The organism is Paenibacillus sp. DMB20, assembly GCF_000987955.1.
Taxonomy (GTDB): domain Bacteria; phylum Bacillota; class Bacilli; order Paenibacillales; family Paenibacillaceae; genus Paenibacillus_AQ.
This window is the reverse complement of record NZ_LAZU01000021.1, coordinates 297,352-312,419: the sequence shown is the minus strand read 5'-3', so window position 1 is coordinate 312,419 and position 15,068 is coordinate 297,352. Positions and strand designations below refer to the sequence as shown.

Genomic DNA, 15,068 nt, shown 5'->3' with positions numbered 1-15,068 from the left:
CTTACGTTTTACTTCATTTTACCCGGAAGCCTGCCCAGCAGATTGTAGATCACCTGGGCACTCTCTGCGCGGGTTGCCGTTGCCTTCGGCTTAAAGAAGCTGCTGCTGCTTCCTTCCATCAGGTGAAGATCGTATGCGGCCCGCACGGCCTCCAGGGCCCATTGCGGAAGTCCGTCCACGTCGCTGAACGGCAGGGTCGACAAGTCCAGCGTTGGTTGGGCTGCAGCATATTGGTACGCCCTTACGATCATCGCGGCCATTTCCTGCCTCTGGATAAGGGCATCCGGCTTAAACGCCTGCCCGCTGAATCCTTTCACGATGCCCGTCTTCGCCGCGGCCGATACGGCACCGGCATACCAGCGGTCGTCTGCCACGTCGCGGAAGGAGCTTGTTCCTTCTTCCGCAAGACCCAGCGAGCGAACGAGCATGACCGTAAATTCGGCGCGCGTAACCTTTTGATCCGGCGCAAACTTTTCGTCGCTTACCCCTTGAAGCAGATGCTGTGCCGACATTTCCCGGATGACGCGATAGGCCCAATGGCGCTCCGGAACATCGCTGTACGTCTTGATATATTCAAGGGCGGCATACATGCTGAAGTGACGCACGTTCGCCGTAAGCTTCCCGTCTTTCCAGGTCCCCCCGATATATTCCAGTCCCCCGTCATTCGCAATGAAGTACATACCGGTCAACTTGCGGTCGGCATCTGCTCGGACAGGCAGGGTAATGGATACCGGTTTGGTAAACGAGTCCAGCCGTTTCTCTTTGCCGTCCTTCGGCGTAATGCCAAGACTGAAAGCAAGCAAATCGCTGGCTGTAACGATCTCCGCTCCCGATTTTCCGGCTAAAGCCAGCGGCCTCAAAGCGTCCTGCCCCGTAACCTGATTCACGGTCAGCTTGATCACGGCGCTTTCCCGCTGATCCGAGGCTACCAGAGCGCTTAACGCGCGGAGTACCTCCGCCGGGATCGTGACCGCCGCGTTAGGCGCCTCTACGGTGATCGGAATATCCCCAAGCAGCGCTCCGGCATGGCCCGGCAGCAAAAGCTCTTTCAAAGAACCTGCCGAGGTTATAACGACTTTCCCTTTGGATTTCATGGCTGCAAGCTCGGAAGCAGTTACCGTGATTTGCCCGCTGTCCGTCGGTTTTGGATCCGGTTGAACCGGTGGCTTAACAGGAGGCGGCACCGGACCGGTCGAACTACCACCGCCGCCGTTTCCGGGTTCTCCTCCGCCGTTTCCAGGGTTTCCTCCGCCGTCTCCCGGGCTGCCCGTTCTTTGAACCGTAAGATCATATCTGGCTCTGAACTCTCCGTAAGTGGCGGATATAACCGTCGCACCCGGACTCAGCGCGCGAACCAGGCCTCCATCGTCAACCGCGGCAACGCCCGGATTGCTGCTAAGATAAACGACTCCCTCAAGCAAGCGGATGCGGGTTCCATCGCCGTACACCGCTTCCGTCACCGTTTGATCGGTTTCCCCGGTCTTCAGCAAGGTTTTCCCCTGCAGTGCCAAAGATTCCATGGCTCCACCCGGTATCCGGTCTACGGTAATCGTCGTATCGGCATAAATGTGCGGTGCGGCTTTGCTTGCCGCCCTGACAACGGCTTTGCCCAAACCTTTGGCCGTAACGACGCCTTGTGCGGATACGGTGACCACCTCCTCAGCCTTCGAGCCGTATACCGACCAGGTTACCGTTTTATCCGAGGTATTGTCCGGTTTCACGACGGCCGTGAGCGCTTTGCTCTCACCGACGGCGAGGTTTACGTTCTGCTCCTTGATTTCCACCCGTTCCGGGGGAACGGTCGTTTTGGAAAGGGTGAATTCATCCACGATCCGTCCGCCTACCGTTTTGGTGACCATTTTTAGTTCGTCACCCGTCATTTCAATCGAGGCATACATTTGGGTCTGCTCTTCATCCGTAATATACTGCCAATCCCGCTTCGTTAGCGGATAAAATTTAGGACCCGACGAACCCGCGATAACATAGGTTGTTCCTTGGCCATCCTTGGCAATCTCTTTGCCTTTCATCGGATGCGTGCGCAAATAGATATGATCATGCCCGTTTAAAACAAGATCCACCCCGTTTTCCTCAAGAACGGGAGCCCACAAATCCCTAATCTCGGCCGTATCGTACACGCTGCCGTACGGTCCGCGGTGGAAGATGGCGATTTTCCACTTTTTCTTCGTTTTCGCCAAATCCTGCTTGAGCCATTCCTTCTGCGCTTCATACTCGTATTCGCTGTTCAGCACGACAATATGCGCATTTTTGTAATCAAAGGAAAAGCTGCTTCCCTTCAGGCTTGGCAGCCCGTTGCCCGGCTGATTGAAGTGGGCAAGGAAATCGCTGTTTCCTTTCGTTCCCATGACTTCATGATTGCCGATCGCCCCGACCAGGGTTGTATTCAAAAACGCATCCTGCGCTTCCTTGAACCAATAGTTCCATTCCTGTTCATTAAAGCCCTTGTCCACCATGTCTCCGGCCTGAACGATAAATTCGGCGTCAGGATGCTCATTTACCGCTTTCCGGACCGTATTGCCCCAGAGCTTGAACTCCGCTTCTTTACTGGCCTGCGAGTCGGCAAAATACAAAAACTTCGTACGATCACTAGAGTCATCCGTTGTCCGGAACGTTCCTTTCGGACCGTAGTTCCCTTTCTCGTCCCCTACGCGATACACATAAGCCGTACCGGGCTCCAAATCCGACGCCAACGCTTTGTGCACGCGGATCGTGCCCAGATCCAATGTATGATACAAATAGCTGTCGCCCGATATGGTCTTCACATCCGGACCGTCAAAATCGGTGAAGCCGGATTGTTTGGCGATCTCCACGACCGTCTGCTCCACGTCCGGATGGGTGTGCCAAGCAAACCCGCGGGATACGGTCGGGTCCTCGCCCATGTTGACGTTAATGTTATATGGCGTTTTGGTTCCCGCCAGTTTGGACACCGCAAACGCCATCACCGGGCTGTAAAAGCTGCCTTTTTCGGCCTGAAGCTTGTAGGTCTTAACAACGGCGGTAAGCTCCTTCGTTCTGAGCTGCCCTTGATCATCCGTCGTTCCAATCGCCTTGCCGTCTGCCGTCACCTGTGCTCCCGATACCGGCGTTCCGCGTTCATCCTTGACCTGAAGCACGGTTTCATATCCTTCGACCTGGCCGCTCTCGTTCCATGACAGCGTCAAGTGGTTCGCAATTTTGGACGTAAGCGGCAGTCCGAAAATCGGATAGACGACCGCCCCCGTATCCGCAAAGGATATCGATCCCGACAAAAAAGCAAACGCATGCGTGCCGGCGGCATCCTTCTTCACGTCATACTGCAGCTGTCCGATCAGGTCCTGATCGGACAGGCCCGCTGCGTCCAGATCGTTGAAACTTATCGTCACTTTGCCCCCTGCAGGGTCGATCTCGGCCCGCAGCCGGCTTTCGCTTACCTTGTCGTTCCGGATCAGCTGCAGGTTTCCAATCTTTGCGGGATCATAGGCAAACGCAATCGTCCCGCTGCGAATGTTCGAGGTTTTCACGCCCGAAAGATCCAGGGTATATGTCCCGCCCGCATATACGGTCTCAGGCGTATCGTAAACAAGCTTGGAAGCTCCGGTATCGACCTGGAACGTCCACTCCTTGATGGTCTGGTTGCCCGACAAGTCGCGAACCGACACCTTTGCCTGGTGGACACCGTCGGCAAGAGGAGTGCCCGGCGTGTAATGAATTTGCCCTTTTGGCGGATATAACGTATGCTCTACCAGCTTCCCGTCGAGATAAAAACGGATTTTCTCCGGATCGATCAGCGTCGTGCCGGGATGTTGATCCGGATCATAGCCCTTATCCTCCGCGATCACCGAGATTTTGGGCTGGTTCGTTTTTACGACGGCGCCTTCCGCCGGCATAAGATCCTTGACAACCGGCGGATCCATGTCATCCGTGTTCGGTCCGTACATCGCCCGGATTTGGTCCACATAAAGGACTCCGGCATCCTTCTTGTCCGCCTTCGTTTCCATGTACCGGACCGGCACGTCCATCGTCAGCGGCAAGGTCCGTCCTTTTGGCACGACCGCCTCAAGATATTTCCATCCTTCAAAATCGACCCCGACATCCTGCGGGACGAAGTCAATGTCAACAGCCCCCTTGGCGTCGCGCATTTTTGCCCGCAGCCAATGCTTCTTCCCGTCGCCGTATACCCACATGCTTATCTTTTCCGGGTAACCGGGGATTGCGATATTGTCGGCCTGGCTTTTGGTCTGAAGATAGGCACCCGACGTTCCCGGCTTTCCGGTAAAGTCATATTCCAGCTTCAGCGACCCGTTGCCGAACCGGACCAAGTCCTCGTTCTGTTCAATGCTGGCCTTGACCGAGTTATACTGCGCTCCAGCGCTTTCAAGATAGCGGTCGAGCCCGTTCTCGAAATCCTCCAGCACGACCGGAGGCAAGCCGATATTGACGTCAACGGAGGTTTCTACCCCCTTATGGCTCACATAAATTTTGCCTGTCTTTTCCGTAACGTTAGCGGCCGTGAAGGTACCGCCGGCGTCAATCGTTCCGATTTCCCCTTCGACCCGCCACTCCAGGCGGCTGTTATCCGCCCGAACGACCTGTCCGTCGCGCAAAGCCGTTACGCTCAGCGTTTCGGATTGACCGGGCGCAAAGCTTTTGACGGCATCGCCAAAACGCAGCTCGGTCAGCTGATCCACCACTTCAACCGTTCCCGTGCCGCTTAAGGCTCCCGACACGGCTTTGATTTCCGCGGTTCCTGCCTGATCTCCGGCCGTAAATGCGCCTCCCTCTCCGATCGTGCCGAGGTCCGGGGCAAGACTCCATTCCACGGCTCCGGGCATGCTGGCCGGATGAAGATTGCCGTCTACCGCCAAGGCTTTAAAAGAAGCCTTCGAACCAGCCAGTACCCGTTCCAGCTGCGGCTGAACGACCAGCTTGTCCGCCGCTCCTTCCGGCGTCTTATTGACGAGCAGCAGGCCATTCGCGGTTTTCCGCTCCACGCCGTCGGAAGGAGAGTTCAGGACCTTCCGCGCCGTCTCGCCCGGCAAGCGGGCGACAAACGTCGCCGAACCGCCGCCGTCCAGGTTCAGGGCATTGACCGCGCCCATTTCCTTCATGATGGCGGCCAACTCGTTCAGCGTTACGCCTTCGCTAAAACCCGGCTGGCGTCCGTCGATAACGAGCATGATGACGGTCCCGTCCGCCTTGGTGCCGATCGCCGTCCGCGGATGCACCGCCGGATCGGGGCTTTCCTGAATCTGTCCGTCCGCGATAAGTATCGCGCTCCCGCCGATGGCCGTCGTGACGTCCTTCCATGCCGGGTCCAGCTCCAGCCGAAGCGACGCTTCGTCTCCAACCTGAAGTCCGGCTAGCCATTCCCGCGGTTTGCCCGATGCGGATAAAACCGCCTTGCCTTCCGATAAAACCGTATTCCCTTTGTCCTTATGTATTGCCGCAACTTTCAGCTTCAGGGTTTGTCCGCTTTTGAACTCGCCCGAATCGATATCAAGAACAACCTCGTCCCCCAGGTCATTCGTTGCGGTCGACGTATGGAAAGAAGAAGTGTAAAGAACGAGCGAATCATTTCCGCGCAGCCGGTTGATGGCTGTCAACGCCCTGTCCGTCCCGCCAATGGACACGGTCCGGGTCAACTTGGGACTGGATCCGTAGAGCGTTGACCCGTCGCTCTTCATTCCGAATGCGTACCAATCGTCGGGAGGGCTGTTAAGAAGCTCTCCTCCGCCCATGAACAGACCTAAAGGCAGCCCGTTCGACATGTCGTAATAATCGCCGTTGATGCCCGCGATCACCCGGTTGCCTTCCCGGTCGGCATCCGCGGCCATTTTGGTAAGCTCCTGCATGCCGTAAATCTTCCCTCCGGTTGTGGCGGGCTGAAGCTCCATAGCAGGATTTGCCGGATTAAACTCGACATAGTGGAGCTTTTCCGCTCCCCTGTCCAGCTCGATGTTCTTCCAGGTATAAGTCGCCCCCGGGCCGATCTCCAACTTCCGCTCATCCACCGTACGTCCCGCATTCTGGTTGCTCGTTTCCGCCATGGACGGACGAACCGGTGCCAACAAAGACAGCAGCATGATGCCGCTGAGCAAAGAACCGACGAATCGGGTTGCGCTTCTGCTCCTTTTCACCCTTGGCATGTGTACATCATGACCTCCATTCCAGTAGTAAAATCTGCCGCATGAAAAAATAAAATTTCTTAATGGATCATGGGACAGTATATAACCGTCTTGTAAACTGCACCTCCTCAATATGTTAACCCCTTGTTAAATGACAAGAGATGTGAATCCGTCGTCCCTAGCGATGGTCAATATCTCCCGATATTAAAACGCTTACATAATAATATATAGAACCCGTTCTTATCCTTAAAGCATCTTTTTTACCAGATAGAAGGAACGCAAATCCGGGACAATCGGCCCCGGGATAAGACCTTCGAACCGTCCCCTTAAAAAGGTTGTCTAACCCGCTCGAATGCTGCCGCCATGACCTGGGTTCCGCCCCCCTTGGCTGTCGAACGGGTCTTCGTTCGATTCCCCTGCCTAACCTCACTGGCCTGGGTTCCGTCAGCCTTGGCTGTCGCGTCGAACTGCACTTGGTTATGCGCTCTCTTGCTGCCTGGCTGCCGCTGGCGTTGGGTTTGATTCACTCGGGCTCCCGCACCGAATACGGTTCTTCTTACAAACCCCGTCAACGGCTGCGCCGTTTACTTGTAAGGCTAACGGACATGAGATCCGTTACCGGCTCGTTAAACGCGGGAAAAAGTTCTTACGGACATGAGGGCCCCTTATCTGATCTTTTAGGTCCATTTTTCCCGCCCCAGACACTTGTAAGCGTATCCTGTGTCCGTTAGCGAATATATACCGGGGTTATAACTCGTCTAACGGACTCCATGTCCGTAACCATTTTTGGTCGTCGGTGCTTACGTTTCTGTTAGTTCTTAGGAGTATCGCCCGTTTTGCCGATGTGGCGCAGCCCCTAGGGATGCGCATAGCAAAGTCGGGATGTGCGGGAGACGAGACGGGCAACCAAGCCTGGCGCAGCAGACAGCAAAAGGGCATAGACGACTCATGCATCGAGCAGAAAAATCAGGCGGTCGAAGGTATCCGCGAAATTTTCATGCGTTATGAGATATACAAAAGAGGCCACGTCATCCGCAGCCCCTCGTCACCTAAACTATTATCTTTTTTCAAAAATCCAATAGCGCAAGGGAATTCACTCATCCATATATGGACCAAATTAAGCTTCTTCACCACGATGTCCTTAATAGCCGCAAAAATCGAACTCCGCAAAAGCTGTCTGTCCCCGTACTACTCATCCTCTTTAAATACAGGGCGCAGCCGGACCGCGTACTCAAATTCCTTCTCATCCAGGCGGTATGGCTTGAGCAGCTCCGGCCCGCAGGAGTTGGAGCCGACGCCGCTCATTTTGTAATCGAGGTGAACGATGGTCTCTCCCCGTCTTGCGAGCTCGTGCAGGTGGCGCGCTTTGGCCAGGTCTTCCGGCAAATAATGGCCGGCATGGAATGAGAACGGCCGGTCTCCTTCAAAACGCAGCCCCATGCCCAACTCGTTCGTGACGGCAGCCCATTCGGTCCCGTACCGCGAACCGTTCTCCTGCGGCATGATGTAAGGCACAAACATGTCGTCGACACGCTGAAGGTATTTGCCCAAACGGACGCTGCAGCGTTTGTCGATATAGCTTTCATGCGGACCGTAACCGAAATACTCTACCTCTTCATTGCCCTGCGGCATGATCACCCGGAGACCGAAACGCGGCAGAAAAGGAACCTCCTCGCGAACTTGAATGCTTACCCTAAGCGAAATTTCGCCCGATCCGTCCACCCGCCAGTACGCTTTGCCCCTCAAAACCGGCTTTTTAATATATCCGCCGAGGGAAAAATCCGTTTCGAATTCTGCAGCATGGCTCCCGCTTGACCGCAAGGCGGATTGATAAACTTTCATACCGGCACGGTGATAACCCTCATCCTCCCAAGCATGCCGGATGTTCCGATCATTATCCGTCGGCGCGCGCCAAATTCCGAACCCGAGAGGCGAAGCAATCATGTCCACGCCATGTTTGGAAATCCGGACGAAGGCGCCCTTGCCCAGGTCAAAAATATGCTCGAAATCCGGTCCTTCCACCGTGACCAGGCTCCCCTCCTCCCGAACGGAGACAGGCCGCAAACGGCTCTGCTTCAGCCACGGAACCTCTTCCTTCTCGTCCGGGCGGGATTCCGGCAATCGGAACTGTTCGAAGGTTACCTCATGTCCCAGCCCGGCCCACCAAAAGGATTCTTGGGTACGTACGGTCAAGGTAAGATAACAGCCGCCTTCGGGAACGGCCTTTTTATAAGGGATCACCACGTTGACCGATTCGTACGGGGCGGCCTGCACCATCGGCAGGTTTCCTTGCTCCAGAATCTCCCCTTCCTTTTCCAGGCTCCAGCTGAACGACAGATGGGATAAATCCCTGAAATCGTACAGATTGGTAATCCGAAGCACGCCGCGGGACAGCTTCTCCTCCTCGATGCGGACAGGAGCGATGACTTTTTTTAGCTCGAGCAGTCCGGTGTGCGGCTTCCGGTCAGGCGAGACCAGGCCGTCGATGCAGAAGTTTCCGTCATTCGGCTCATCGCCGAAATCTCCGCCGTATCCAAAGAAGGGAGTCCCATCCTTCGTGCGCGTTTTGATCCCGTGGTCGCACCATTCCCACACGCATCCGCCCATCAGCTTCGGATATTTATAAATGATATCCCAGTAATCCTTCAAATCGCCGGGGCCGTTGCCCATGGCATGGCTGTATTCGCACAGGAAAAGCGGTTTGTCGGCCGAATCTCCGGCCGCGTACTTCTCCACTTCAGCCGTGGACGTGTACATTACGCCGCGGACATCGAGAAATTCCCTGTTTTTGTCCCCGCCGTACCATTCCTCAGCCCCCTCGTAATGAACGGGTCTGGAAGGGTCCCGCTCTTTCGTCCACCGTGCCATTTCAATATGATTCGCCCCATATCCCGATTCGTTGCCCATGGACCACAGGATGACGCAAGGATGGTTCTTGTCCCTCTCCACCATCCGGACGGCGCGCTCCACGAAGGCCTCTTTCCACTCCGGATCCCGGGTAAGCATATGAAAATCCCCGGCCGGCTGCGTGCCGTGGCATTCCAGGTCCGCTTCGTCCACAACGTAAAATCCGTACTCGTCGCATAAATCGAGAAACCGGGGATCATTCGGATAGTGGGAGGTCCGGATGGTATTGATATTGTGCTGTTTCATCAGCTTCAGATCCTGGATCATATGGTTCAGCGGTATCGACTGGCCGAGCTCCGGATGGGAATCATGGCGGTTGACGCCCTTCAGCTTGACGGCCCTGCCGTTAATCTTGAATACCCCGTCCTCAATCGCTACGGTGCGGAAGCCGACCGGAAAACGCAGCACCTCTTCGCCTGAGGAGAGATAAAGCTGGTACAGATAAGGCTCCTCGGCATTCCACAGCACCGGATCGGGCACATTCAAGCCGAGAACGGCCTGCCCTCCCTCCGTTTTGAGCGATCCCGACGCCACCGTAAAACCTTCCGCGTCCCGCAGCTCTCCCTTAACCTCCAGCGCCCCTGTCAGCTCCAATTCGCACTGCAGGCTGGCAGATGAGCGGTCGGCCGAAAGCCGCTGCCGCACGAATGCATCCCGGATATGACCGGTTTCCCTTGCAAGCAAATACACGTCCCGAAAGATGCCTGAAAATCTCCATAAATCCTGATCCTCCAGATAAGTGCCGTCGCACCATTTGAGGACCATGACCGACATCCGGTTGGCGCCCGGTTGCAAGAATGGAGTAAGCTCAAATTCCGCCGGTACCCGGCTTCCTTGGCTATAACCGGCAAACTCACCGTTAACCCACACATAAAAACAGGAGTTCACGCCCTCAAATACCGTATAGACGGACTTGCCGTCCCATGTGTCAGGCACGGAAAACTCGCGTATGTACAGCCCGGCCGGATTCGCGTCCGGCACATACGGCGGATCATAAGGGATCGGATAATTTACGTTCGTGTAATGTAGCTGATCATACCCTTCGGTCTGCCAGCAGGACGGTACGATCAATTCATCCCAGTTAGAGCAGTCATAGTCTCTCCGGTGAAAGTTCTCCTCGATCTCCTGGACGCTCTCGTGGTACCTGAATTTCCAGCTGCCGTTAAGCGTCTGGTAGTACGGCGACCGGGAACGTTTGCCCGAGCGTGCAGAAACCGCATCTTCATAAGGAATATAATAAGCCCGCGGCGCTTCTCTCCTGACATGAAGCACGTGGGCATTTTCCCAATACTTGTCGATATCCGGCATATGATCCCTCTCCTTTAACATGCTTGATTTATGAATATCCTACCAAAAGCGGCCGGTGGCGGGAAGCACTCTTTTTGCAGCGCTTACATTTCAGGGCTGAAGTTATGTCTCTTTCGTGACATCGTTTCATTCTTGGCATTGCAACGCGGGTACATAGGACGATATTTTTTTCGCGGTTCGGCATTTGATTAAGCGTCCCCTCATCCTCTATGATGAGAGCAGAATACATGAATGAACGAGAGGAGGCCAGGCGTTGTGAAAATAACCGTTTGCGGAGGGACCGGCTTTATCGGTCAAGCGTTGTGCAACTTTTGGATAAAGGAAGGTCATCGTCTGTTGATCGTGACGAGGTCAAAACCCCGTCCGGATAAGCAGAATGAACAATCAGACCTGGTTTCCTATCTGACCTGGGAAGACATGGAGCGCAGCCCCCATCTGTTTGAGGATCTGGATGCCCTGGTCAACCTGGCCGGCTCCACGCTCAGCCAGCGCTGGACGCAGACAGGAAAGGAAAGAATCCTATACTCCCGGAAAAAAACGGTTGCTTCCGTAGCCGGTCTTATGCGCCGCTTGGAGCGAAAGCCGCCCGTCGTTGTCCAGGCCTCTGCGGCTGGCGTCTACGGCACCTCGGAAAACGAGGTCTTTGACGAGAACAGTCCCGTCCGCGTGATGGATTTTCCCTCCGGGGTGGTCAAGGCCTGGGAGGATGCCGCCGACCTGATTGAAGCGGACAGGCTGGTCAAGCTTCGCATCAGCGTCGTGCTCGGTAACAAGGGCGGGGCCTTTCCCAAGATGATGCTCCCTTACAAGCTCGGCTTCGGCGGAAGAATCGGCAACGGCCGGCAATGGATGTCATGGATCCATATCGAGGATATCGTCGCGCTGATCGATTACTGCATTGCCCATCCGGAAATTTCCGGGCCTGTGAACGCGGCTTCGCCGGATGCGGTGACCAACGATGAATTCGGACGTGCCGTTTCGAAGGTCTTTCGCCGTCCGTACTGGTTTCCCGTTCCTTCCTTCCTGCTTCGGGCCGTCCTTGGCGAGCTGTCCCTTATCCTGCTGAAAGGGCAGCGGATCATTCCGACCAAAGCGGAGGCACACGGCTTCCGGTTCCGGTATCCGCAATTGACGGAAGCCCTTAAGCAATTGAAAGGCAGCTGAAAAAAAGAACGAAAACCGCTCCGCGTCCGGAAGCTGACTTTAGGAGAGGTCATACCGATGAGTCGACGCATTCTTTTTTCGCACCGGACTTCCATACGGTTATATGGTTCATGAACGGCAGACATAGGCACACCCCGAAGCCATCCCCGCATGGCCGGCGTTACGGGAGATTGCGAAATATGCTATACTGTATATCGGATACGCATTTTTTGGCGGGCTTTTGCCAAAATATTCGTGCGCAGTTAGATGAGGCGACACTCCGTTCCTCAATTTACTTTAGGAGACATGAATACATGTTGAAGGATAATTCTCCGGATCTCGAAGCGGCAGCAAAAATCTTACCTCCGGGAGTAGCCATCAGTTGGGGCTTGGTCAAAGAGCCGCAACGGGGACCGAAGCGGGAGCTCAGCATTACGCAAATCGTCGAGGCTGCCGTCGCCATCGCCGACAGGGATGGGCTTCCCGCGGTCTCCATGGCCCGGGTTGCCGCTTCTTTGGGCTATACTCCCATGTCGCTCTATCGGTACATCCCCAGCAAAGATGATTTGCTGATCCTCATGCAAGAATCAGTCGGTCATATTACGATTCCGCCGGAAGGGGAGGAATCGGATTGGCGCGAAGGCTTGCGTGGATTCGTGCGGGCCTCGATCCAGGTCTACGTGGAACATCCCTGGTTCGGCGACATTCCGATTTCCGGAGCTCCGATCACGCCCAACAACCTTCGCATGGTGGATTGGGCCCTTCGTTCCATGCGCGGGTTAGATCTCAATGAATTTGAAAAAATGTCCATTGTTCTTCTTTTGGCGAGTTACGCGCGATCGACCGGCATGATGATGAGGGATTTGGACCGTTTCGTAAAGGCAGGGGCCAGTCCCGAAGCCTTCAACGGGCTGGAGTATGGATCTGCTCTTAAGCAACTGGTCTCGCCGGAACGCTTTCCCGACCTGCATCCGCTCATCATGTCCGGAGCTTATGTCGGCGAAACCGAAAATGAGCATGGAAATGAAAGCCCGATTGCCGATGACCTTGATTTCGGTACGGAACGAATATTGGACGGCATCGAGCACTATTTGGAGACCAAGAAAGGCAAATAGTCACCAGATTATGGTCACCGGTTTGACGGCAAAACAGCAGCCCGAGGCTGCTGTTTTTGTGTTTTTATAAAACCGTCTGTGCCGTTTAACGCCGTCCCGCTTTACGACGAAACGACCAGATGCTCCATGCCAATGCCCCCAGCAGGATAAAAATGCACCAACCGACCGCCAGCCAGGCTTCGTTCCGGATCGGGGCGCCGGTTAGCAATCCGCGAATCGTCTCAATCACAGGCGTGATCGGCTGATGGTCGGCGATCCCCCGCAGCCAGCCCGGCATCGTATCCGTGGAAACGAAAGCGCTGGAGAGATAGGGCAGAAACAGGAGCGCGAAGCCATATCCACTGGCGGCCGAAGGACTGCTGGCTACGAGGCCGATTGCCGCGTACAGCCACGTAAACGTCAAAATGAACAGGGCAATGATGCCCATGGCCCCGATCCATTCCAAAGGGCCGGCAGTCGGCCGGAATCCGACGAGCAGGGCCATCCCGATGACCACGCCGGTTGCAAGAAGGTTGCGAAGCAGACTGGCTGCAACATGCCCCACAATGACGCTTTGGCTGCGGATGGGCATCGTCCGGAATCGGTCGATAATGCCGTTTGTCATATCGGTTGCCACGTCCACGGCCGTGCTGGATGCTCCGAATCCGGCACACAGCAGAATGATGCCGGGAACGACATAATTCACATACCCTCCACTCGGGTCCAGCGCGCCTCCGAATACATAAGTGAAGAGCAGCATCAGCATGACGGGCAGCACGATGGCCATAAGCAACGCTTCCACGTTCCGCAAGCTGTGCCGAATGCTCCGGCCGATAAAGACGGCGTTCGTTCCCAGGAAGGAAGGTTCTTTGGATAATGCAGCGGGATGCCTCATGAATCGGTTACCTCCTTTTTCTTGGCCGTCAGGGCCAGAAACACATCGTCAAGCGACGGCCGGCTGATGCTTACCCGAGTCTCTATCGGAACGATGCCTTCCCATTCCTTCAACGCTCTGCTGACGTTTTGAATCGCATTGCTGAGAAGGGGTATTTTTTGAAACACCTCGTCGTTGGCATCACGCAGCTCCAGCATCTCGCCGCCTACCCTCGATTTCAATTCCGCAGCGGTACCCGAAGCAACGATGCGCCCCTCCGATATCACCGAGATCATGTCGGCCAACTGGTCCGCTTCTTCCAAGTACTGAGTCGTCAGAAAGATGGTGATGCCCTGCTCCTTGAGCTTCAGAATGATATTCCATAACGCCCGTCGGCTCCGCGTGTCCAGTCCCGTCGTCGGCTCGTCAAGAAACAATACCGGACGGACGACCGCCAAGCTGACAGCGAGGTCAAGCCGGCGCCGCATGCCGCCCGAATATGTTTTGACCCGCTTTCGGGCGGTTGCCTCCAGGTCGAAATCCCGAAGCAACTCGGCTGTCCGGATGAGCGACTGCACCGCTGAGAGCCCCGAAAGCCTGCAAATCATGCGGAGGTTTTCTTCAGCGGTCAACATTGCGTCAACGGCTGCGAATTGCCCGGTAAGGCTGATCGATCGCTTCACCATGTTTTTGTCCGCAGCGATATCATAGCCGGCCACGCGTACGGTTCCTTCGTCAGGGGCGATCAAGGTGGACAAGATGCTGATCAGCGTCGTTTTGCCTGCGCCGTTCGGGCCCAGCAGGGCATGAACGGTTCCTTGCGGCACCTGCAGATTGATCCCGTCCAGCACGACCTGGCTGCCGAGCCTCTTCCGCAGACCAATCACTTCAATGGCCTTCGTGTTCATCTCGCGCCTCCTTTTTGTTTATTTAATATACAGTATATGATGTATACAGTATATTCATTACGCAAATGTTTGTAAACAAGAAAAACGGGAAAATGGAACAAATGGCGCCGTCAATATGGGGAACAACCTGATCGTGCGGCCATTATCCCATACGCAAAAAGGCCGCGGACCGCAGGTCCATGGCCTTTCGATTATTTGCCTCTGATATTTCAGGATACCGCTACATAAATCTCCACTACGGCGTCCGAAGGATCGAATCCCTCCGCTTTATACAGCTCAAAATCGCCGGTATAGGTTCTCGATTCCGCGCTGCTCTGAAAATACTGCCATACCTGCTGCCATAATTCAATGACCACCGACCCCACCGGTCCTCGTTCGCTGGTGAACACCAGATAATCAGAAGCGGGCACCTCACGACTGACATACTCCGACGGTAATCCGGAATCCGGTCCGCCCATGTTTTCGCAACCAAGCAGTACGGTGTACTCCCCGTTTACGTCCGTCTCGTAATCCGTATATAGACCGTAGATCAGCCCGCCGTTGACTCGGTCGTTTTGCAAAAGCCCGCTTTGAAAAAAGCTGCCCCAAAGCCCCGGAATTTTCCCTTCCGGTCCGGCTTCATGACGATTGGAGGTCCGGGCGGCCACCCCCATCAGCTGTATGGCCTCTTTATGTACTCGTTTCATATTCATTTCTCTAAAGCCCCTTTCCA

General features: G+C 55.2%; 8 protein-coding genes. 2 read left to right on the top strand and 6 right to left on the bottom strand.

Annotation, left to right across the window (positions count from 1 at the left end; all coding sequences use genetic code 11):
• Window positions 1-8: 8 nt before the first annotated feature.
• The 3 genes from XI25_RS08685 to XI25_RS08675 all read right to left on the bottom strand — a co-directional run bounded on the left by XI25_RS08685 (window position 9) and on the right by XI25_RS08675 (window position 10,337).
• Complete coding sequence (locus XI25_RS08685) at window positions 9-6,143, bottom strand: phosphodiester glycosidase family protein (RefSeq protein ID WP_046678213.1); 6,135 nt, start codon at window positions 6,141-6,143, stop codon at window positions 9-11.
• A gap of 305 nt (window positions 6,144-6,448) precedes the next feature.
• Window positions 6,449-6,649, bottom strand: coding sequence for a hypothetical protein (locus tag XI25_RS08680; protein WP_046678212.1), 201 nt, complete (start codon window positions 6,647-6,649; stop codon window positions 6,449-6,451).
• A 661-nt stretch (window positions 6,650-7,310) separates the two neighbouring features.
• Window positions 7,311-10,337, bottom strand: a complete 3,027-nt coding sequence (locus tag XI25_RS08675; RefSeq protein ID WP_046678211.1) for a glycoside hydrolase family 2 TIM barrel-domain containing protein — start codon at window positions 10,335-10,337, stop codon at window positions 7,311-7,313.
• A gap of 255 nt (window positions 10,338-10,592) precedes the next feature.
• On the opposite strand from XI25_RS08675, the gene XI25_RS08670 reads away from it, so the two are divergent.
• A complete protein-coding gene (locus XI25_RS08670; RefSeq protein ID WP_046678210.1) occupies window positions 10,593-11,501 on the top strand; it encodes a TIGR01777 family oxidoreductase in 909 nt (302 codons plus the stop codon).
• 293 nt (window positions 11,502-11,794) lie between these two features.
• Window positions 11,795-12,595 carry a TetR/AcrR family transcriptional regulator gene (locus XI25_RS08665; protein WP_046678209.1) on the top strand — a complete coding sequence of 267 codons (801 nt, stop codon included), beginning with the start codon at window positions 11,795-11,797 and terminating at the stop codon, window positions 12,593-12,595.
• 85 nt (window positions 12,596-12,680) lie between these two features.
• On the opposite strand, the gene XI25_RS08660 is transcribed toward XI25_RS08665, so the two are convergent.
• From XI25_RS08660 to XI25_RS08650, 3 genes are all read right to left on the bottom strand, one after another.
• Window positions 12,681-13,469: an ABC transporter permease gene (locus XI25_RS08660; RefSeq protein WP_046678208.1), complete on the bottom strand. Its 789-nt coding sequence runs from the start codon at window positions 13,467-13,469 to the stop codon at window positions 12,681-12,683.
• Entirely contained in the window at window positions 13,466-14,356 is an 891-nt protein-coding gene (locus XI25_RS08655; protein WP_046678207.1) for an ATP-binding cassette domain-containing protein, read from the bottom strand. Before XI25_RS08655 ends, XI25_RS08660 begins: the two co-directional genes overlap by 4 nt.
• Before the next feature lie 209 nt (window positions 14,357-14,565).
• Window positions 14,566-15,048 (bottom strand): GyrI-like domain-containing protein, encoded by a 483-nt coding sequence (locus XI25_RS08650; RefSeq protein WP_046678206.1) that lies wholly within the window; start codon window positions 15,046-15,048, stop codon window positions 14,566-14,568.
• Between the last annotated feature and the right edge of the window lie 20 nt (window positions 15,049-15,068).

Bases quoted from the DNA above. Each gene is read 5' to 3' on its own strand.
- XI25_RS08660 (WP_046678208.1), bottom strand. From the start codon at position 13,469: ATGAGGCATCCCGCTGCATTATCCAAAGAACCTTCCTTCCTGGGAACG.
- XI25_RS08665 (WP_046678209.1), top strand. From the start codon at position 11,795: ATGTTGAAGGATAATTCTCCGGATCTCGAAGCGGCAGCAAAAATCTTA.
- XI25_RS08685 (WP_046678213.1), bottom strand. From the start codon at position 6,143: ATGCCAAGGGTGAAAAGGAGCAGAAGCGCAACCCGATTCGTCGGTTCT.
- XI25_RS08650 (WP_046678206.1), bottom strand. From the start codon at position 15,048: ATGAATATGAAACGAGTACATAAAGAGGCCATACAGCTGATGGGGGTG.
- XI25_RS08675 (WP_046678211.1), bottom strand. From the start codon at position 10,337: ATGCCGGATATCGACAAGTATTGGGAAAATGCCCACGTGCTTCATGTC.
- XI25_RS08655 (WP_046678207.1), bottom strand. From the start codon at position 14,356: ATGAACACGAAGGCCATTGAAGTGATTGGTCTGCGGAAGAGGCTCGGC.